At 66.5% G+C, this 20,240-nt stretch carries 17 protein-coding genes and 1 pseudogene; 10 read left to right on the top strand and 8 right to left on the bottom strand.

Features of this window, described 5'->3' with window-relative positions; genetic code table 11:
- Positions 1-287: 287 nt before the first annotated feature.
- The 4 genes and pseudogenes from JVX91_RS12810 to JVX91_RS29120 all read left to right on the top strand — a co-directional run bounded on the left by JVX91_RS12810 (position 288) and on the right by JVX91_RS29120 (position 4,068).
- Complete coding sequence (locus JVX91_RS12810; protein WP_205339569.1) at positions 288-2,150, top strand: FAD/NAD(P)-binding protein; 1,863 nt, start codon at positions 288-290, stop codon at positions 2,148-2,150.
- Positions 2,151-2,236: 86 nt separating this feature from the next.
- Positions 2,237-2,713, top strand: a complete 477-nt coding sequence (locus JVX91_RS12805) for an ester cyclase (protein WP_205339568.1) — start codon at positions 2,237-2,239, stop codon at positions 2,711-2,713.
- A 197-nt stretch (positions 2,714-2,910) separates the two neighbouring features.
- Positions 2,911-3,252: pseudogene (locus tag JVX91_RS29190) on the top strand (methyl-accepting chemotaxis protein); the annotation flags it as partial.
- Positions 3,238-4,068 carry a cache domain-containing protein gene (locus JVX91_RS29120; RefSeq protein WP_345890295.1) on the top strand — a complete coding sequence of 277 codons (831 nt, stop codon included), beginning with the start codon at positions 3,238-3,240 and terminating at the stop codon, positions 4,066-4,068. The pseudogene JVX91_RS29190 and the gene JVX91_RS29120, both read left to right, overlap by 15 nt.
- A 131-nt stretch (positions 4,069-4,199) precedes the next feature.
- Here the strand turns inward: JVX91_RS29120 and JVX91_RS12795 are convergent, their stop codons facing one another.
- The 7 genes from JVX91_RS12795 to JVX91_RS12765 all read right to left on the bottom strand — a co-directional run bounded on the left by JVX91_RS12795 (position 4,200) and on the right by JVX91_RS12765 (position 12,111).
- Positions 4,200-4,529, bottom strand: coding sequence for a hypothetical protein (locus tag JVX91_RS12795; protein WP_205339566.1), 330 nt, complete (start codon positions 4,527-4,529; stop codon positions 4,200-4,202).
- A 156-nt stretch (positions 4,530-4,685) separates the two neighbouring features.
- On the bottom strand, positions 4,686-5,792 hold the full coding sequence (locus JVX91_RS12790) for an NADH:flavin oxidoreductase/NADH oxidase (protein ID WP_054908245.1): 1,107 nt from the start codon (positions 5,790-5,792) through the stop codon (positions 4,686-4,688).
- Between the two features lie 791 nt (positions 5,793-6,583).
- The gene (locus tag JVX91_RS12785) at positions 6,584-8,029 is read right to left on the bottom strand and encodes an efflux transporter outer membrane subunit (protein WP_205339565.1); all 1,446 of its coding nucleotides are present in this window, start codon (positions 8,027-8,029) and stop codon (positions 6,584-6,586) included.
- On the bottom strand, positions 8,029-9,972 hold the full coding sequence (locus JVX91_RS12780) for an ABC transporter permease (RefSeq protein ID WP_205339999.1): 1,944 nt from the start codon (positions 9,970-9,972) through the stop codon (positions 8,029-8,031). Before JVX91_RS12780 ends, JVX91_RS12785 begins: the two co-directional genes overlap by 1 nt.
- Positions 9,966-11,144: an efflux RND transporter periplasmic adaptor subunit gene (locus tag JVX91_RS12775; protein WP_205339564.1), complete on the bottom strand. Its 1,179-nt coding sequence runs from the start codon at positions 11,142-11,144 to the stop codon at positions 9,966-9,968. Before JVX91_RS12775 ends, JVX91_RS12780 begins: the two co-directional genes overlap by 7 nt.
- Positions 11,145-11,161: 17 nt before the next feature.
- Positions 11,162-11,470 carry a transcriptional repressor gene (locus tag JVX91_RS12770; protein WP_205339563.1) on the bottom strand — a complete coding sequence of 103 codons (309 nt, stop codon included), beginning with the start codon at positions 11,468-11,470 and terminating at the stop codon, positions 11,162-11,164.
- A gap of 20 nt (positions 11,471-11,490) precedes the next feature.
- Positions 11,491-12,111: a hypothetical protein gene (locus JVX91_RS12765; protein WP_205339562.1), complete on the bottom strand. Its 621-nt coding sequence runs from the start codon at positions 12,109-12,111 to the stop codon at positions 11,491-11,493.
- A gap of 307 nt (positions 12,112-12,418) precedes the next feature.
- Here JVX91_RS12765 and JVX91_RS12760 point away from each other — a divergent pair, with 307 nt between their 5' ends.
- The 6 genes from JVX91_RS12760 (at position 12,419) to JVX91_RS12735 (ending at position 18,567) form a co-directional block, all read left to right on the top strand.
- Positions 12,419-13,603, top strand: a complete 1,185-nt coding sequence (locus tag JVX91_RS12760; protein WP_205339561.1) for a PepSY domain-containing protein — start codon at positions 12,419-12,421, stop codon at positions 13,601-13,603.
- Complete coding sequence (locus tag JVX91_RS12755) at positions 13,600-14,121, top strand: thiamine pyrophosphate-binding protein (protein WP_205339560.1); 522 nt, start codon at positions 13,600-13,602, stop codon at positions 14,119-14,121. Before JVX91_RS12760 ends, JVX91_RS12755 begins: the two co-directional genes overlap by 4 nt.
- Positions 14,118-14,441 carry a hypothetical protein gene (locus JVX91_RS12750; protein ID WP_205339559.1) on the top strand — a complete coding sequence of 108 codons (324 nt, stop codon included), beginning with the start codon at positions 14,118-14,120 and terminating at the stop codon, positions 14,439-14,441. Before JVX91_RS12755 ends, JVX91_RS12750 begins: the two co-directional genes overlap by 4 nt.
- Positions 14,442-14,550: 109 nt before the next feature.
- Positions 14,551-15,084 carry a sigma-70 family RNA polymerase sigma factor gene (locus tag JVX91_RS12745; RefSeq protein WP_205339558.1) on the top strand — a complete coding sequence of 178 codons (534 nt, stop codon included), beginning with the start codon at positions 14,551-14,553 and terminating at the stop codon, positions 15,082-15,084.
- Positions 15,081-16,040, top strand: coding sequence for a FecR domain-containing protein (locus JVX91_RS12740; protein ID WP_240201735.1), 960 nt, complete (start codon positions 15,081-15,083; stop codon positions 16,038-16,040). The genes JVX91_RS12745 and JVX91_RS12740 overlap by 4 nt, the downstream gene beginning before the upstream one ends.
- A gap of 121 nt (positions 16,041-16,161) precedes the next feature.
- The gene (locus JVX91_RS12735; protein ID WP_205339557.1) at positions 16,162-18,567 is read left to right on the top strand and encodes a TonB-dependent siderophore receptor; all 2,406 of its coding nucleotides are present in this window, start codon (positions 16,162-16,164) and stop codon (positions 18,565-18,567) included.
- A gap of 45 nt (positions 18,568-18,612) precedes the next feature.
- Here the strand turns inward: JVX91_RS12735 and JVX91_RS12730 are convergent, their stop codons facing one another.
- On the bottom strand, positions 18,613-20,025 hold the full coding sequence (locus tag JVX91_RS12730; protein WP_205339556.1) for a cytosine permease: 1,413 nt from the start codon (positions 20,023-20,025) through the stop codon (positions 18,613-18,615).
- Positions 20,026-20,240: the final 215 nt, after the last annotated feature.

Here is a 20,240-nt window from a genome sequence, read left to right as displayed (position 1 = left end):
AGTAACAGCCAGCGGCTGGCCCGCAGGGCGAGCAAAGCGAGTCAAGGCGGTTCGTACCCAGTTATTTACCCTCCTGGGCCCAAACCGCCTTCCGCCTTGCTGCGCTCTAGCTCGCGAGGCCCAACAGTACGGTGAAAAAAGCAACCAGCGGACCAAGGTCCGCTGGTTCAACGGCGCCCCGCTCGACCGGGACCGCCGCGCGGCCACGCATGCCGCACCCCCTTCCGGTATGGAAGGGCAAAACCATGACAGCCCTGTCCCGGGCCATCACCTTGCAAGGACTTCCCATGACCATCACCCGCCGCGACTTCCTCAACGGCGTTGCCCTCACCATCGGCGCGGGCCTCACCCCGCTGCAACTTCTCCAGGCCGCTCCGTCCGGCCGCTACTACCCGCCTGCCCTGACCGGCATGCGCGGCAGCCATCCCGGCGCGTTCGAGGTCGCGCACCAGATGGGCTGGGAGAAGAAGGTATTCAATACCGATGGCCTGAAGATCGAGGAGCAGTACGACCTGGTGGTGGTCGGTGGCGGCATCAGCGGTCTGTCCGCGGCCTGGTTCTACCGGCAGAAGTACCCCAAGGCGCGCGTGCTGATCATCGAGAACCACGACGACTTCGGCGGCCACGCCAAGCGCAATGAATTCCAGGCCGGTGGCCGGATGATCCTCGGCTACGGCGGCAGCGAAGCCTTCCAGTCGCCCAAGCACCTGTACAGCGACACCGTCAACAACCTGCTCAAGCAGCTCAACGTCGACGTCGACCGTTTCGAGACCGCCTTCGACCGTGACTTCTACCCGAACCTGGGCCTGTCGCGCGGGGTGTTCTTCGACAAGGCCGGCTTCGGCGAGGCGAAGATGGTCAGCGGTGACCCGACGCCGATGGTGGCCGACGACATCGCCCCGGAAAAACTCAACGCCCGCAGCTGGCGCGCCTTCATCGGCGACTTCCCGCTTCCCGAGGCCGACCGCCAGGCGCTGATCGACCTGCACGAGGCACCGAAGGATTACCTCGCCGGCAAGACCCGCGAGGAGAAGGAAGCGCACCTGGCCAAGACCAGCTACCAGGACTTCCTGCGCAAGGACGTCGGCCTGAGCGAAGCCGCCACCCGCTACTTCCTCAGCCGCACCAACGACTTCTCTGCGCTGAGCATCGATGCCGTCCCCGCCGATTCGGCCTATTCCGTGGGCTTCCCCGGTTTCGGCGCGATGGACCTCTCGCCCATCAGCGAGGAAGCCAAGGCGGAGATGGAAGAGCCGTACATCTACCACTTCCCCGACGGCAACGCCTCGCTGGCGCGCCTGCTGGTGCGTGGCCTGATTCCGGGCGTGGCGCCGGGCAAGGACATGAACGACATCGTCCTGGCCACCTTCGACTACGCCAAGCTGGACCAGCCGAGCAACGCCGTACGCCTGCGCCTGAACAGCACCGCTGTGAGCGTGAAGAACCGCGACGGCGGCGTGGACGTCGGCTACAGCCGCGCCGGCGCCCTGCACCGCGTGCGCGCCAAGCACTGCGTGCTGGCCTGCTACAACATGATCATCCCGTACATCCTGCGCGATCTCTCCGCCGAGCAGTCCCATGCCCTGGCGCAGAACGTGAAGTTCCCGCTGGTGTACACCAAGGTGGTGATCCGCAACTGGCAGAGCTTCATGAAGCTGGGCGTGCACGAGATCTACGCACCGAGCCAGCCATACAGCCGCGTGAAGCTGGACTACCCGGTGGACATCGGCGGCTACAGCCACCCGCGCGACCCGAACCAGCCCATCGGCCTGCACATGGTCTACGTGCCCACCAGCCCGAACGCCGGCATGGACGCGCGCACCCAGGCCCGCGTCGGCCGCGGCAAGCTCTACGCCATGAGCTTCGAGCAGATGGAGGGCATGATCCGCGACCAGCTGCAGGCCATGCTCGGCCCGGCCGGCTTCGATCATCAGAAGGATATCCAGGCGATCACCATCAACCGTTGGTCGCACGGCTATTCGTACTTCTCCAACAGCCTCTTCGATGATGAGGAAGAGAGCGAAAAACTGATGAACCTGGCCCGCACCAAGGTCGGCAACGTCACCATCGCCAACTCCGACGCAGCCTGGGACGCCTATGCCCATGCCGCCATCGACGAAGCCTGGCGCGCGGTGGGCGAACTGTCCTGATAGACCCGGCGCCACGCCCTGCGTGGCGCCACACACAACGGCCATCCGGCCGAAACCCCGCGGGCACGCCCGCAACGGAGGCAAGCATGCGTCACCTCGTCAGAGCGTTTTACCTGCTGTCGCTGTTCACCTTTGCCAGCCTGGTCCAGGCCGCAGAGTCGCCAAAACAGATCGTCGATGCCTACATGGCCGCGTGGAACGCCCACGACGCCGAGAAGGCCGCCGGCTACCTGGCCAAGGATGCGGAGTACTTCGACGTCACCGTCGGCACTCCGCAGAAGGGCCGCGATGCCGCGCGTGACAACGTGATCAAGGTGTTCGTGGGGGCCGTTCCGGACCTGAAGTGGAAGATGAACGGCAAGCCGATCATCGACAAGGATGGCATCGCCTTCCAGTGGACCTTCAGCGGCACCAACACCGGCGCCTGGGACGCCCAGACCCCGGCGACCAACAAGCCGCTGTCGTTCGACGGTGTGAGCTACGTGAAGGTCAAGGACGGCAAGATCGTCTACCAGGGCGACTACTACGACGCCCTGGGGCTGCACAAGCAGTTGGGTTGGTAACGGAAACGTAGGGCGCATAACCCAGAACGGGTTATCCGCCGTCCAGCCATGGCGGCGGATAACGCTACGCGTTATTCGCCCTACGTAACCACGACCAGCGCTCTACTACACAGCCGCGCCTCCGGGTGCGGCTGACATTAGAAGAAAGAAGCCCTCGCCTACCCCTGCCCTCATCCGCCACTGCAGTGTCCCAACCCATGCCAAGCCCACAGGAAAGCCGGCCCGCCAGCGCCGAAGACAGCTCCAGCACCCGCTCCACCATCGACCAGGTCAAGCAACTGATCGCCGACCTCAACGTGCGCTGGACGCAGATCAGCAAGGTTTCCGAAACCATCAAGCAGATCGCCAGGAATACCAACCTGGTGGCGCTCAATGCCGCCATCGAAGCCGCCCGCGCCGGGGAAAGCGGGCGCGGCTTCGCCGTGGTCGCCGACGAGGTGCGCCGCCTGGCCACCCAGTCAGCCAACGCCACCGCCGACATCGGCAACGTCGTGGCCTCGATCAAGAACGAAAGTGCCAAGGCCCTGGCCGATGTCGAACAGGCCGAACACTCCAGCCTGCTGGACACCGCCCGCGTGGTGCTGGCCGGCGAAGCCCAGCGCCTGGAAGCGCGCTTCGCCGTGATGGCCACCGCGCTCTATGGCCTGAAGAACTTCATCCTCGGCCTGAAGGCGCGCAACCTCGGCCCGCAGCGCGAGCAGATCGACGCGGTGATGCACGAGTACCTCACGCGCAACCCCGACCTGCTGGCCTTCGCCTGCGGCTGCGAGCCCAATGCCTTCGACGGCCGCGACCGCGAGTTCATCGATGCGCCGGGCCACGACGCCAGCGGCCGCCTGATGGCCTACTGGCACCGTGGCAGCGGCGTGGCCCAGCGCGAATGCCTGGTCGGCTACGACAAGGCCGACGGCAGCGGCGACTGGTACCAGGTCCCCCGCGACAAGGGCCGCGACGTGTTCATGGAACCCTACGAATACAGCGTCGCCGGCAGCACCGTGCTGATGACCTCGTTCATGTCACCCATGTACGCCAACGGCCGCTTCCTCGGCATCCTCGGCGCCGACTACACCTTGCACCAGTTGCAGGAAAGTCTTGGCAAGCTGACGCCCATGGGCGGCGGCCGCTACGCGCTGCTCTCCAATGCGGGCGTCTACGTCACGCACGCCGACGCCAAACGCCTGGGCGACAAGGCCAGCGAACTGCCGCAGGAAGCGCGCAACGCCATCGCCCAGGGCAAGGCCTGGGAACAGGTGAAGGGCCAGCGTGTGGAGCTGCTGCAACCGATCCGTGTCGGCGACAGCGATGCGCCCTGGGCGTTGATGATGAGCTTCGAGCTGGCGCAGGCGACGGAGTGATAGTCAGCAGGGCGCCCTTCGGGCGCCTTTCGCGGAGAAGCTCCGCTCCTACAAAAGCCACACCGTAGCTGACCTGTAGGAGCGGACCTTGTCCGCGAAACCCCGGCGCAGCCGAATCGGTCCGGGACCAACTACGCCCGGTCAGGCAATTCGGTGATATGGATTTCCGTCACCAGCGCCGGCTTCACCAGCGGCGTACGCGACAGCAACGGGCAGAAGCGCGCCAGGGTGCCAATCAGCTCCCATTGGGTATCCAGGGATTGCGCCAGCACATCGACATCCGCCAGCACGCGCTGGCCGACACGCTGCAGGTGCGGGTCCGGGCTATGGCCGAGTTCCACCGAGAGCTGGGTGATCAGCGTGCTGAGGTTGGACATGTTGCGGGTGGCGAGGGCGAGGATGTTCGCCAAGAGAGCGATTTCGGATTGCGGAATGACAGCAGGCGTTGCAGATGCGTCCATGCGTGCTCCAGTGATGCTCGGGTGGGTAGTTGCGCAGTCCTTGCGCGAGCACGGTGAGGGTAGCATCACAGTGCCACCTTGCGACAGATATCACATTTCAATTCTTTTCCTGACCGAGAGGTCACGCTGATCGGGTCAGCGTGACCTGCCCGTGGCTCAGGCCTGTCCGAAGGCCTTGCGCTTCGGCGTGCCGCGTTGCGCAGCGCGCAGGTATTGCGCCGGCCAGGGCACCGGCTGGCCGCCCAGTTCATCGGCGGCGTGCAGCGGCCAGTAAGGATCGCGCAGCAACTCGCGGGCCAGCAGGATCAGGTCGGCCTGCCCGGTGCGCAGGATGTGCTCGGCCTGCACCGGCTCGGTGATCATGCCGACGGTGCCGCTGGCCACGCCGGCTTCCTTGCGCACGCGCTCGGCGAACTGCGTCTGGTAGCCCGGCCCCACCGGAATCTCGGCGTTCACCGCAGTGCCACCGGAAGACACATCGATCAGGTCCACGCCCAGGCCCTTCAGGCGCCGCGCCAGCTCCACGGTTTCGTCGGGGTTCCAGCCGTCCTCCACCCAGTCGGTGGCGGACAGACGGACAAACAGCGGCAGCTCCTGCGGCCACACCGCCCGCACCGCCTCGGTGATTTCGAGGAGGAAGCGGATGCGGTTCTCGAAGCAGGTGCCGTACTGGTCGCGGCGCTGGTTGGAGAGCGGCGAGAGGAACTGGTGCAGCAGGTAGCCATGGGCCGCGTGCACCTCGGCAATCTTGAAGCCGGCGGCCAGGGCGCGCTCGGCGCCGCGCACGAACTGGTGCTTGATGGTCGCCATCTGCTCTTCGCTCAGGGCGATGGGCGCGGTGTGTTGCGGGTCGAAGGCGATGGCCGAGGGCGCCACCGGTGTCCAGCCACCCTCGCTGATCGGCACCGAGCCATGCTTGCCCAGCCACGGCGCCCAGGTGCTCGCCTTGCGCCCGGCGTGGGCCAGCTGCACGCCGGCCACCGCGCCCTGGGACTCGATGAAGCGGGTGATGCGCCGCAGCGGCTCGACCTGCTCGTCATTCCAGATGCCCAGGTCCTCGGCGCTGATCCGTCCTTCCGGGGCGACGGCTGTGGCTTCGACGATCACCAGGCCGGCGCCGCCGACGGCGCGACTGCCCAGGTGTACCAGGTGCCAGTCGTTGGCCAGGCCGTCCTGGGCGGAGTATTGGCACATGGGGGATACGGCGATGCGGTTGGACAGGGTCAGCTGACGCAGGGTCAGGGGCTCGAACAACTGGCTCATGGTGGCACTCCCTCGGGTCTTCAGAACTTGTCACTTCAACTGTAGACCGGGATCGCCTAAGGATAGGCTCCGATGATCGGTGGAAGCCGTTCCTACCCGCGCAAACCTCGTCGGCGCAGGCCCTGTCCGTAATGCTCGAGGACATCGCGGACAAAGTCCGCTCCTACAGCTCATCCCCGGCGCGGCTCTTGTAGGAGCGGAGCCTCTCCGCGAATTCCCGGCGAAGCCCGGACAGCCGAGTGAAGTGGGAGCACCGGCCTATCGGCCGGATCGCGGACAAGGTCCGCTCCTACAGCTCATCCCCGGCGCGGCTCTTGTAGGAGCGGAGCTTCTCCGCGAATTCCCGGCGAAGCCGGGACAACCGAGTGAAGTGGGAGCACCGGCCTATCGGCCGGGTCGCGGACAAGGTCCGCTCCTACAGCTCATCCCCGGCGCGGCTCTTGTAGGAGCGGAGCTTCTCCGCGAATTCCCGGCAAAGCCGGGACAGCCGAGTGGCGTGGGGGCGCCGGCCTATCGGCCGGATCGCGGACAGGGTCCGCTCCTACAGCTCATCCCGGCGCGGCTCTTGTAGGAGCGGAGCTTCTCCGCGAATTCCCGGCGAAGCCGGGACAGCCGGGCGGCATGGGGGCGCCGGCCTATCGGCCGGGTCGCGGACAGGGTCCGCTCCTACAGGTCATCCCGGCGCGGCTCTTGTAGGAGCGGAGCTTCTCCGCGAATTCCCGGCAAAGCCGGGACAACCGAGTGGCGTGAGGGCACCGGCCTATCGGCCGGGTCGCGGACAAGGTCCGCTCCTACAGGTCATCCCGGCGCGGCTCTTGTAGGAGCGGAGCTTCTCCGCGAATTCCCGGCAAAGCCGGGACAGCCGAGTGCCATGCGGCGCCCGATTGCCAACCGCCGCCGAGCGCCTTGTACAGGGCCACGCTGGCCTGCAAGCGCAACTGGCGCAGGTTGGCCAGGCCGTCCTGCGCGGCGTACAGCGTGCGCTGGGCGTCGAGCAGCACCAGCAGGTCCTCGGCCCCCGCGCGGTAGCGGGAGCTGGCCAGCTCGAAGGCTCGCTCGGCCTGGCGCACCTGCTCGGCCTGGGCCTGTAGCCGTGCCTCCAGCCCGTCGATGGCGTCCAGGCCGGATTCCACTTCGCCGAACGCGGTGATGATCGCTGCGCGGTAGTCCGCCAACAGCTCTTCCTGCCGAGCCTGGGCAAGATCACGCTGGCCGCTCAGGCGGCCATGATTGAAGATCGGCGCGACCAACCCGCCGCTGACGCTGTAGAGCGGATCACTGGTGAGATCACCCAGGCGCGAGCCGCCGCTGTTCAGGTCCAGCCCCAGGGTGAGTTGCGGGAACAGCGCAGCACGGGCGGCGCCCAGATCGGCGGCGGCACTTTGCAGCTGTGCCTCGGCGCGAGCGAGGTCCGGCCGCCGGGCCAGCAACTGCGATGGCACTCCCGCCGCGATGCCCGGGTCGCTCAGGGCGTTCAACGAGTCCGCCTGCAGGCGCAGTTCCTGGCGCGTGCTGCCGAGCAATACGGCCACCGCCACTTCGCTTTGCGCCGCCTGCTGGCGCAGGTCTGCCTGTTCGACTCGCAGCCCCGCGAGCAGCGCGCGCTGCTGGGCGAGTTCCAGCGGCATGGCCGCCCCGGCGCGCTGGCGCGATTCCAGGGTGGCGAGCACGTCCTCGGCGTTCTTCAGGTTCAGCCCGGCAATGCGCAGGCGCTCGCTCAGGCCGGCGTGCTCCAGCCAGGCGGTGGCGACGGCGGCGGTCAGGCTCAGGTGGGTGCTGTACAGGTCGAACTCGCTGGCCCGCCATTGCGCTCGAGCCGCGTCGCGCAGCGCCTGGTTGCGGCCCCACAGGTCCAGCTCGTAACGGGTTTGCAGGCCGAGACCGAACGCATTTCCCGCCACCTCCGCGCTACCACCCAGGCGTCCCTGGCGCGAGGCGTTCAACGTGCCGTTCACTTCCGGCAGCAGGGGCGCGCCGGCGATCTGCAAGGCCGCACGGGCCTGGCGCAGGCGCGCCTCGGCGGCCTGCAAATCATAGCTGTCGCGGGCAGCGCGGGCGACCAACTGGTCCAGCTCGGCGCTACCGAACTGGCGCCACCACTGGGCATCCAGTTGCGCTGCAGCCGGCGCGGCGGTGTGTGCCCAAGCAGCAGGCGCGGCGATCTGGTGCGACGGCGCCGGCTCCTGCAACGAACAGCCGGCCAGCAGCAGGCAGAGCAATAACAGTCGCGCCTTCATCACTCACCTCCCAGCGCGACAACCGGGTCGAGCCGCGCCGCCTGCCGGGCCGGCGCATAGCCGAACACCAGCCCGGTGACCAAGGCGCAACCGAACGCGCCGAGGATCGCCGTCAGCGAGAACACTACCGGCACGCCGCTAAGCAGCAGCACGGCACCGATGGACAAACCGATGACCACGCCGATCAACCCGCCCACCAGGCTCAGCAAGGTGGATTCGGAGAGAAACTGCCGAAGGATGTCGCGCTGCCGCGCGCCGGTGGCTACGCGAATGCCGATCTCGCGGGTACGTTCGCGCACGGTCATCAGCATCACGTTCATCACGCCGATGCCGCCCACCAGCAGCGATACGGCGGCGATCAGGCTGAGCATCAGGGTCATGCTGTCCTGCGCCTCGGCCTGGGCCTGCAACTTGGCGGCGGCGTTGCCGATGCCGAAGTCCTTGCGCCCGTGACGCTCCAGCAGCAGCTCCTTCATGGCCTCTTCCGCCTCTTTCACCAGCGCCGGCGACATGGCGTCGATCACCGCGTAGTCAGGATCGGTCATGCCCTTGTAGACCCGCGCGCGGCCGGCGTTGTAGGGGATGAAGAGCATCTCGTCGTAGTCCTCGACGCCCGAATCGGCGCCCTTCTCCTTGAGCACGCCGATCACCTCGAACAGCGCATTGCCCACCAGCAGTTGCCGGCCCAGCGGGCTCTCTCCGTCGGGGAAGAAGTAGGTCCAGGCCTTGTGCCCCATCACCACCAGCGGCGCCAGTTCGCGGTCCTCGGCGGCGGTGAAGAAGCGCCCCTGCACCACTGGCCAGCGGTGGATCAGCGGCATTTCCTCGGTGGAAGCGAAGGTGTAGAGCGACTTGGACAGGTTGCCGTAACGCACGGTCAGGGCGTTGCCGATCACCGGCATGGCATGGCGCACCTCCGGCAGCTCGGCCACCGCTGCCAGGTCATCCACGGTCACCGCACCGATGGGCCCGCCCTCGGGGGGATAGTCGCCGCTGACGTACATGATGGTCGCGCCCAGCGACGCCATCTGCTGCACCACGCGCTGCTTGGTGCCCAGGCCGATGGCGAGCATGACGATCACCGAGGCCACGCCGATGACGATGCCCAGCAACGTAAGCGCCGTGCGGAAGCGGTTCAGCCACATCACGCGCCAGGCCGAGCGCAGCGCTTCCAGCAGGTCGCCGGCCAGGCTTGCCCCTCCGGCTTCGCGGGCGTCGCGCAGATCGGGAAGCGGCAACGCGGCGGCGCCGGCCTGCCCGCCGCTGTCGGAGACGATGTGGCCATCGCGGATCTCTATGACGCGCCTTGCCCGCGCCGCCACCTCGCGGTCGTGGGTGATGAGGATCAGCGTGTGGCCCTGGGCGGACAGCTCATCCAGCAGCGCCATGACCTCTTCGCCGCTGCGGCTGTCCAGCGCGCCGGTGGGTTCGTCGGCGAGAATGATGCGCCCGCCGTTCATCAGCGCGCGGGCGATGGACACACGCTGCTGCTGGCCGCCGGAGAGCTGGTTGGGGCGGTTGTCCAGGCGCTCGCCCAGGCCCAGGCGGTGCAGCAACTGGCTGGCTCGCTGATGGCGCTCATCGGCGGCACGGCCGGCGTAGAGCGCAGGGACTTCGACGTTCTCCCGCGCGCTGCACGTGGGAATCAGGTGGTAACCCTGGAACACGAAGCCGAACGCCTCGCGGCGCAGCCAGGCCAGTTCGTCGCTGTCCATCCGCGCCACGTCGCTGCCAGCGAAGCGATAGCTGCCGGCGCTGGGTCGATCCAGGCAGCCGAGGATGTGCATCAGGGTGGATTTGCCCGAGCCGGAGGCGCCGACGATGGCGACGAATTCGCCCGGTTCGATGCGCAGGGAAACCCCGTGCAGCACCGTGACCTTCGGACTGGCTCCGCCGCCGTAGTGTTTGACGATGCCGTCCAGTTCGATCAGGGCGGTCACCAGGTGAATCTCCGCGGGCCTTCCTGGGCGGTCAGCTCGCCAAGTATCAGTTCGTCGCCTTCCGCCAGGCCGTCGAGCACTTCGCCCTGCAGCCGGTTGCGCACGCCGACGCGCACCTCGCGGGTCTGCAACTGGCCGGCGCCATCCAGCACCCGCGCGCGGTACAGGCCACGCTGTTGCGGCACGGACTCCAGCGCGGTGAGCGGGACGGCGAGCACATCCGTGGCGGCGGCGTTGACGAAGGTGACCTGGGCGGTCATCTGCGGCATCAGCGCGCCGTCGGCGTTGTCCACGTCGAACAGCACGGTGTACAGCACGACCTTGCTGGTGCCGCTGCTGGCCTGGCCGCTTCCGCTGCTGCTTTCCTCGGTCTTGGGTTCTTCCGGCGCCGGCAGTACCTGGCGCACGCTGCCGGTCCAGCTGCGGCCGTCACCGCCCAGGGTGGTGAAGCGCACCGGCATGCCGGCGCGCACCCGGCCGACATCGGCTTCGGAAACATCCGTCCACACGGTCATCGACGACAGGTCGGCGATACGCAGGATCGCCGGGGTCTGGTAGGTGGCATTGAGAGTCTGGCCCTGCTCGGCCTTCACCGAGATCACCGCGCCGGCGATGGGCGCATAGACGCGGGTGTAGTCCAGTTGGGTCTGGTCGGCGCTGAGGGTCGAGCGGGTCTGCTGGATCTTCGCCTGCAACTGGTCGATGCGCGCGGCGGACACCTTGCGCTCGGCCTCGGCTGTCTGCAGGTCCTCCAGGCGCGTGGAGCCCTCGGCGTACATCTGTCGCTGGCGGCCATGCTTCTGTTCGGCCAGTTGCAGTTGGGCGCGCTGCTCGGCGAGCTGCGCCTGCAAGTCGGCCAATTGGGCCTTGCCGGCATCCACCGTGGCCTGTGGAATGCGCGGGTCGATCTCGGCCAGCAACTGGCCCTGCTCCACCACATCGCCGGCCTTCACCAGTAGGCGGTCGATCTGCCCGGAAACCCGCACGCCCACTTCCACCTGGGTGCGCGGTCGCAGCGTGCCGATGGCACTCACCGTCGCTTCGATATCGCCCCGCTGTACTGTCTGGGTCTGGTAGCGCACGCCATCGCGCCCCAACGCCCAGACCAATCCGCCCCCCACAACGACCAACAGGGCCGCCAGCGTCAGCAGGCGGCCCTTCTTCCCCCGTCCCATCCACTACATCCTTGCTGTCAGTGCAATTCGCTCGATTTGCCCATGGCCGCCACCGCTCCGGGTGCCAGGCTGTATCGCTTGTTCTCGTCGCGTTCGAGCAGGCCGGAGAGGTGCAGCCGGCGCAGGGTCTGGCTGACGCAACTGAGGGAGATCGGCAGGCCGGGCTCCTCCAGGTAGGCATGCAGCTCCACCGCGGTCGCCCTGCGACAGGCCACCAGGGCATCGAGGATATTCAGGCGCGGCAGGCTGCTGCGCAGGCCGGCGTGCTCCAGCAATTGGCGGGCCGGGCGCGGCAGGCGCGGGCGGACCGGGGTGCTGGCTTTCACGGTTGCTCTTAGGGGCGATGTCATGGGCGCACCTCGAAAGACAGGGTGGAAACGTGGATCACGCTGTCATAGCGCTTGCCGTCGACGCTGGCGCCGCCGTTGACCTGGGCGGAGACCTCCAGCACATAGCGCGCCGGGAACGGCGTGGCCAGGGTCACCGTGCCGTCCGCCGCCGGTTTCAGGCTGCGGCTCCACTGCTCGGAGGTGTACACGTTGACCTGCGAGGCCGGCACCACGGTGCCTTTCCAGTGCAGGGCGAAGGTATTGCCGCCGGGCGTGGTGGGCACCAGTTCCAGATCATTCTGCGCGTTGGTTTCGCTGCGGCCTTCGCGTGCCTGATAGATGGTCAGGGTGCTGCCTTCCGCGCGCTGGGCGGCGGCGCGCAGGTCGCCTGCGGGAACGTTGCCGATCTCGAAGGACTCGACGCCGGCCTTCATCGGCGCGGTCTTGCCGTCGCCCAGGACGACGTGCGGATTCTGCAACTGGGCCACCGGCAGGTGCTCGCCGGGCTGCAGTTCGCTGAAGTAGCTTTTCGCGCTCTGGCCTGCATTGCGTTCCAGCCACAGATAGTCCGCGTTGGCCAATGGCGCGCAGCTCAGCGCCACGGCCAGCAGCGAGAGCTGGCGAAGGGTCACGGTCATGCGAGGTTCTCCTGTCTTGAAGGCGCTTGTCTGAAGAAAGCGACATTCGCTTCCGTTGCGAATCGATCGCTTTCACATACAAGACGGATGAGCAGCGAAAAACGCGCACCGAAAATGTGTAAAGAAATGGAAAAGACCGCGAAATCCACGCCGAAACATTTATTTGCAACTGGAAACGGCCGGTTTTTCCGTTTCATCCGTCCTTATTGCTAGAACACCGCTGCTCCTTGGGTGTCTTCGCGCCTCGCCGGCCCGCTCCGGCGGGGGCCTTTTCCTTTGTCTTGTCCTTGCGTGGCCGTGATTCCCCATGTCCAAGAAATCCCGCTCCAGGCTCTGGTTCCTGGTCCACAGCTGGCTGGCCCTGCCCATCTGGTTCTTCGTGTTCCTGGTGTGCATCACCGGCACCCTGGCCACGGTGAGCCAGGAGATCGTCTGGCTCGCCGACCCCGCCGTGCGTGCCAATGCGCCCGATGACGACGCCCAGCGCCTGGGCTACGACCAGGTGCTCGCGGCCATCGCCGAGCAGCAGCCGCAGGCCGCCGTGCGCATGATCAATGTCCCCAGCGAATCGCATTTCGCCCTGCTGGCGCGCGTGACCTATCCGGACACCGGCACCGCCACGCTCTACGTCAACCCCTACACCGGGGTCATCCAGGGCAAGACACCGCTGTTCGATTTCCAGCAGTTCACCCGCGCCCTGCACGGCTGGTGGCTGGTGCCCTTCACCCATGGTTTCAGCTGGGGCTGGTACCTGGTCTCGCTGCTGGGCCTGCCGATGCTCGCCTCGCTTGTGACCGGCCTGGTGGTGTACAAGCGCTTCTGGCGCGGCTTCCTCAAGCCGACCCTGCGCCTGCGCCAGGGCGCGCGCATCTTCTGGGGCGATGTGCACCGGCTGATGGGCATCTGGTCGATCTGGTTCATCGCGGTGATCTCCATCACCGGCACCTGGTTCCTGATCCAGGCGGTGTTGTTCGACAACAACATCTCCATCTCCAGCGAAGGCGTGCCGACCATCATCCAGCGTGACCGGATCCCGCCGGGCGAGAATGGCGCGGCGCCCTCGCGCATCGGCCTGGACGCCGCCGTGCTGGCCGCCCAGGAACGCATTCCGGGCCTGGAGGCGCGCTACTTCGTGCTACCGGCCAATGCCTTCGATCCGCTGAGCGTCGGTGGCAAATCCTGGTACCCGCTGATGTTCGAGAGCGCATCGGTGAATCTCTACGACGGCAGCGTGCCGTCCGTGCGCCTGCTGGGCGACCGCAGCGGCCTGGAGTTCGTCACCGAATCCATGCGCCCGCTGCACACCGGCGACTTCGGCGGGCTGTGGATCAAGCTGATCTGGTTCGTGTTCGGCCTGATCCTCAGCATGATGGTGCTCAGCGGCCTGATGATCTGGAGCAAGCGCACCCTGATCGCCACCGCCAAGGAACTGAAGAAGCAGAAAGCCCGCGAGCGGGTCATCGCCACGACCATCACGGAGGCCCGCCCATGAGCAGCCCGAGCCGACTGCGCCGCCAGTGGCTGCGCTGGCGATTCCACCTCAGCGCCCTGCTGGTGCTGATTCCCCTGGGCTTCATGCCCCAGTACTTCCACGAAGCGAAGCTGGATCGCGGCCTGCGTGGCCTGGGCGAACGCGAGATCGGCGCCGTGCAGGTCGGCCCCTGGACCGCGCGCATGGCCGAATGGGAAGTCGGCGGGCCGGAAGACGAAGGCCGCGCCGGCTTCGTCAAGGCGTTCACCCTGGCCTTCTGCGACAGCTGTTATCCCCAGGTGAAAGCCGCCTACCTGCGCATCGGCGAACCGCGCAGCCTGCGCGCTGCCGGCGGGCTGTTCTCCGGCACGCCGCACCAGCAGTTCGCCGAAGTGACGGTGCCGCCGCGCGTCACCGCCAGCGATGCGCTGTGGCTGACCGTGGAAGGCTGGGATGGCGCCGTGCACCAGACGCAGATTCCCCTCGACCAGGCCTCGCCTTCGCTGGTGGCCTGGCTGGAAAAGACCCGGAGCCCATGATGAAAACGACTCTACGATCCGCCGCCGCCCTCCTCGCCCTGGGCGCCAGCGCCGGCGCGCTGGCCCACGCGCCGTTCTGCGAATGCACCGCGCTGGACGCCGAGACCATCCGCTGTGTGGGCGGCTTCAGCGACGGCAGCGACGCACCGGGCGTGACCCTGGACGTGATGAGCGCCGACAACAAGGTGCTGATTCCCGGCAAGCTGGGCGCGGACTCCAGCCTGACCTTCAAGCGCCCGAACGAGGACTTCTACATCCTCTTCGATGTCGGGCCGGGCTATCAGGTGGAGGTCGAGCCGAGCGAAATCAAAAGCCTCTGATTCGACCGTCCATACTGGCGTGGCAATCGTGGACTTGCTCCGGGGGAAACATCCAAAATAGAATGCGAATTAATCTCAATTTCATTTTATTCGCGGAGCAGTCCCGTTCATGTTCACGCCAGACCTGGCCTACCAACTCCAGGTGCAGCAGTACTATCGCCAGCACCACGGTCTGGTCCGCAACTGGCTGGCGCGCAAGCTCGGCAACGCCTGCGACGCGGCAGACCTGGCGCACGATGTGTTCCTGCGGCTGCTGTCGCAGCGCCGCCAGTTCGACAGTGACAGCCACGTGCGCGCCTACCTGCTGGCCATCTCGCGCAACGCCTGCGTGGACTTCTGGCGCCGTCGCCAACTGGAACAGGCCTGGCTGGACACCCTCGCCTGCCGGCCGGATACATTCCTGCCCTCGGAAGAACAGCGGGCGATCATCTTCGAGACCCTGGAACAGATCCACGGCATGCTCGCGCGCCTGCCCGAGCGCGTCGCCGAGGCCTTCCTGCTGTCTCAGCTCGAAGGCCTGGGCTACCGCGAAATAGGTGAGCGACTGGGCGTATCCGAACGAACCGTCTGCAAATACATGGCGCAGGCCATGTACCAGTGCCTGTTGCTGGAGATGGAACTGGACGAGGCGCTGCAGCCTTGAGCGCAACGCGTCCCGACCATGCGACGCTGGAGCAGGCGGCGCAGTGGTTCGCCCAGCTCAATGCCCATCCCGAGGATCGCCAGTTGCACGCCCGCTGGCAGCAGTGGCACGCGCAGAGCACGCAGAACCGCCAGGCCTGGGGTTACGTCGAGCGCATCGGCCAACGCTTTCAGCCGCTGCTCGATGACAACCAACTGGCCGCGCAGACACTGCGCTCGGCGCGCACCCTGTCACGGCGCCGCACGTTGCAGACGCTGGCCGTGCTCTCCGGCGGCACGCTGCTCGGCCTCGTCGGCTGGCGCCACGGCGCGTTGCGCGAGCAGTGGGCTAGCTGGAGCGCCGACTACCAAAGCGGCAGCGGGGAAATCCGCGAATTCCGCCTGGCCGACGACAGCCATTGCTGGCTCGGTGGCGACAGCGCGCTGGACGTGGATTTCAGCGGTGACTCCCGCCGTCTGCTGCTGCGCAGCGGGGAAATCCTCATCGATACCGCCAAGGATCGCCGGCCCTTCTTCGTCGAAACCGCACAAGGTCGCCTGCAGGCGCTGGGCACGCGCTTCAGCGTCACGCAACAGGAAGCCGCCACGCGCCTGGCGGTCTTCGAAGGCGCGGTGGAAATCGCCCTGTCCGGCCAGAGAAAGGTCGTGCCGGCCGGCCAGCAGACGAGCTTCGACGGCCAGCACATTGGTGCGCTGCAAGCGGTTGATCCCGCCCGTGAGGCGTGGAGCCGGGGCGTTCTGCTGGCCAACGACCTGTCGCTGAGCGAATTCATCGCCGAGCTGATTCCCTATCGCCGCGGGTATCTGGGCGTCAGCCCGGAAGTAGCCAGGCTGCGGGTCATGGGCAGCTTCCCCCTGCACGACAGCGACCGTGCCCTGGACATGCTCGCGAGCATCCTGCCGGTGCGCATCCAGCGCACGCTGCCCTGGTGGGTAAGCATCGAGCCACGTCCGTAGAAATCGCCCTCCGTCATTTTTTGAAAATAATTCGCGTTTGCGCTTCCGGTTTTTTCCGCTCGTTCGAATCAGTGGGTGACAACAGCGCTTTGTCGCGCGCAAAAACACCAAAGGAATTTCCATGTCACCCGCCAAGACCTGCCATTCCCCCGTTCCCCTGCGCCAGCTGGCGCTGTGCGTTTCCCTGGCACTGGGCACCTGCCTTGCCGTTACCACTCCACCAGCCGTGGCCACCGAGCAGGGCCAGGCGGGCGTACGCGACTACAACATTGCCGCCGGCCCCATGGCCCAGCAATTGAACCAGTTCGCTGCGCAGAGTGGCATCTACCTGGCGGCCGACAGCACACTCACCCAGGGCAAGCGGAGCAACGCGCTACACGGCCGCTTCAGCCCGGACCGGGCGCTCGAACTGCTACTGGAAGACACTGGCGTGCAAGCCATCCAGGCCGCCGAAGGGCACTACGAGTTGCGCCTGGCACCGGACAGCCCGATGGAAATGTCCGCCGTGACCATTTCCGGCAAGGCGCCGGGCTCCACTACCGAGGGCAGCGGCTCGTACACCACCTATTCGTCGAGCAGTTCGACCCGCCTCAACCTGACGCCCTCCGAGACCCCGCAATCGGTCACCGTGCTGACCCGCCAACGCCTCGACGACCAGAAACTCGACCGTCTGAGCGACGCGCTGGAAGCCACCGCCGGCATCACCGTGGTTCGCAGCGGACTGGGCGCCGACACCGAGGGTTTCTGGTCGCGCGGCTTCCTGATCAACAACTTTGAAACCGACGGCGTGCCGACCTCCTCGCTGCTCGGCAATCACCTGCAAAGCACCGCCATGTACGATCGCGTGGAAGTCGTGCGCGGTGCCACCGGCCTGACCAGCGGCATGGGCAATCCCTCGGCGACCATCAACCTGATCCGCAAGCGACCGACCCTCGAGCCGCAAGTCAGCCTCACCGGGGAAGCCGGCAGCTGGGATCGCTACGGCACCGGCGTGGATGTCTCCGGGCCGCTCAACGACCAGGGCAACGCCCGTGGCCGCCTGGTGATGGACTACAAGACCCAGCGCGCCTGGATCGACCGTTATGACCGGCAATCCGGGCTGATCTACGGCATCAGCGAATTCGACCTGTCCGACGCCACCCTGCTGACCGTCGGCTTCAGCTACCTCAAGGAAGACGTCAACACACCGATGCGCAGCGGCTTCCCGCTGCAGTACGGCAACGGCCAGCGGCTGGACGTGAAGCGCTCGGACAACTCGGCGCCGGACTGGAGCTACTACAACAACGAGCTGGAGAATGTGTTCGCCTCGGTCGAGCACCACTTCGACAACGACTGGAGCGGCAAGGCCGAGCTGAGCCATACCGAGTACCGCTACGACGGCGTGGTCACCTACATGACCGGCAGCGCCGACCAGGCCAGCGGCGCGGGGCTGTCGATCCTGCCGGTACGCTGGAAGTCCGCGCCGCAGCAGGACAACCTCGACCTCTACCTCACCGGACCGTTCTCGCTGTTCGGCGCCGAACACGAGCTGATCGGCGGCATGACCCTGTCGCAGATCCGCGAACTGGACACTCCCGACTACGGCGGCTGGCTGTACGACGGCTACGATGGCTCGATCCCGAATATCCGCGACTGGAATGGCTCGGCAGCCAAGCCGACCTTCAGCAAGTACGGCGAGTCCGACAGCCGCGAGAACCAGTACGCCGCCTACCTGACTTCGCGCTTCCACCTGAGCGATGCCGCCAGCCTGATCCTCGGCGGTCGCGTTGTGGACTGGAAGCGCACGCAGGAAAGCCATCCGTACGACGGCGCCGATAGCAAGAACAAGGAGCGCGAGAGCGGCGTGTTCATCCCCTACACCGGCATCACCTACGCGCTGGATGACATCTGGTCGCTGTACGCCAGCTACACCAAGATCTTCAACCCGCAAGGTTCCTGGGTCCGCGACCGCAACAACCAACCGCTCGACCCCGAAGAAGGCACCAGCTACGAGGCCGGCATCAAGGCCGCCTTCGCCGAGGGTCGCCTGACTTCCAGCCTGGCCCTGTTCAAGACTGAGCAGGACAACCTGGCGATCTGGGACGGCGTCGCCTACAGCGCCGCGCAAGGCGCCACCACCAAGGGCGTGGAGCTTGAGCTCAACGGCGAACTGGCCGAAGGCTGGCAGCTCACCAGTGGCTATGCCTACAGCGTGACCACCGATAAGGACGACGAGCGCATCGTCACCGACCTGCCGCGCCACAGCCTGAAAACCTTCACCAGTTACCGCATGCCCGGCGAGTGGGACAAGCTGACCCTCGGCGGCGGTTTCAACTGGCAGAGCAAGACCGGCGCTGACCTGGGCTACCACACCCAGGACAGCTACTACGTGGCCAACCTGATGGCGCGCTACCAGCTCACCCCCCAGCTATCGGTGGCGGCGAACCTGAACAACGTATTCGACCGCGAGTACTACACCAGCGTGAGCACCTACGGTGTCTACGGCGCACCGCGCAACCTGATGACCAGCGTCAAGTACGACTTCTGAAGCACCCGGCCCGGCGCCTGGCGCGTCGGGCCGGTCAGCGATGACTCAGATCGCCGTCGACTCGCCACCCTGCGGCAGGATCAGCCGGTCGGGCACATGGCCCTGGCTGTTGCGCGCCAACAGGTAGTAGGCCAGCGCTGGTAACAACAGGCCGATCAGCCAGGAGATATCCACGCCACCGAGCCTCTCCACCAACGGACCGGTGTAGAAACCGCTGTCGATGAAGGGCATCTGCACCAGCACGCCGAAGCAGTAGACGCCGATGCCGGTCCAGTTCCAGCGACCGTAGCGGCCGTCGGGATCGGACAGCGCGGGGATGTCATAGCGCTCGCGGGTGATGCAGTAGTAATCCACCAGGTTGATCGCGCTCCACGGCGTGAAGAACGCCAGCAGGAACAGCAGGAACGACTTGAACGCGGCCAGGAAGGAATGCTGCCCGGCCAGCGCCAGGCCGGTGGACAGGCCGACGATCACCAGCACGAACAGCAGACGCTGCAGGTGCGTGACCTTCAACTGGCCACGGAAGCCGCTGATGATGGTGGCGATGCACATGAAGCTGCCGTAGGCATTCAAGGTGGCGATGGTGACCTTGCCGAAGGCCACGCTGAAGAACAGTGCGGACGCCATCATGCCGCTGGCGCCCAGGCCCACCACGTAAGCCACCGGCTGCCCGGAGAACTCCTTACCGGCCAGCGCCGCGGCGAACACCCCGAGGACCATGGACGTCTGCGAGCCGAGCACCGAGCCCAGGCCCACCGCGAAGAACGTCTTCGGCGACGAGGTTTCGCTGGGCAGGTAGCGCGAGTAGTCTGCCACGTAGGGCCCGAAGGCGATCTGCCAGGACGCCGCCAGGGAAACCGCGAGCAGGAAGGTGTTCCAGGCGAAGTGGCGATTCTCCAGCAGCACACCGATGTCGTTGACCGACAGCAGGCGCACGAACAGGTAGGCGAAGGCGACGATGCCCAGCACGCTGGCGGCCTTGCCGAGCCAATGGATCACCCGGTAGCCGCAGACCGTCACCGCGACGATCACCGCCGCGAACACCAGGATGCCGACGGTGTCGCTGACATGGGCCAACTGGCCGATGGCCTGGCCCGCCAGCACCGTGCCGGTGGCGTTGAAACCGACGTACATCACGCAGACCAGCACCAGCGGGATCACCGCGCCGAACACGCCGAACTGCACACGGCTGGAGATCATCTGCGGCAGGCCGAGCTTGGGCCCCTGGGCGCCGTGCAACGCCATCACCACGCCGCCGAATATCTGCCCGATGAGCAGGCCGATCAGCGACCAGAACACGTCGCCGCCAAGCACCACCGCCAGCGCGCCGGTGACGATGGCGGTGATCTGCAGGTTGCAGCCGAACCACAGGGTGAACTGGCTGAACAGGCGGCCGTGCCGTTCAGCCTGGGGAATGTAATCGATGGAGCGGGTTTCGATCAGGGACTTACCAGCCATGAAGCTTTCTCCTCGCCGCCGGACGTTCGCCCAGCCGCGCTGTTGTTGTTATGGAGCCTGTTCACGACCTCGCGAGCTAGAGCCGTAGTAGGCGGAAAGCACCCGAAGAGCGGAGTTTACGAGCTGTAATTGAGCATCTGAGGGCGCTTTCCAACGCCCTACGGCCGACGCGCAGCAGATCGTGGACAGGTTTTGTGCACAGCGTTTCCTGATTC

The organism is Pseudomonas sp. PDNC002, from assembly GCF_016919445.1.
Lineage (GTDB): Bacteria > Pseudomonadota > Gammaproteobacteria > Pseudomonadales > Pseudomonadaceae > Pseudomonas.
Note: the sequence above shows the minus strand (reverse complement) of the source record. Positions and strands in the feature narration are given on the sequence as shown.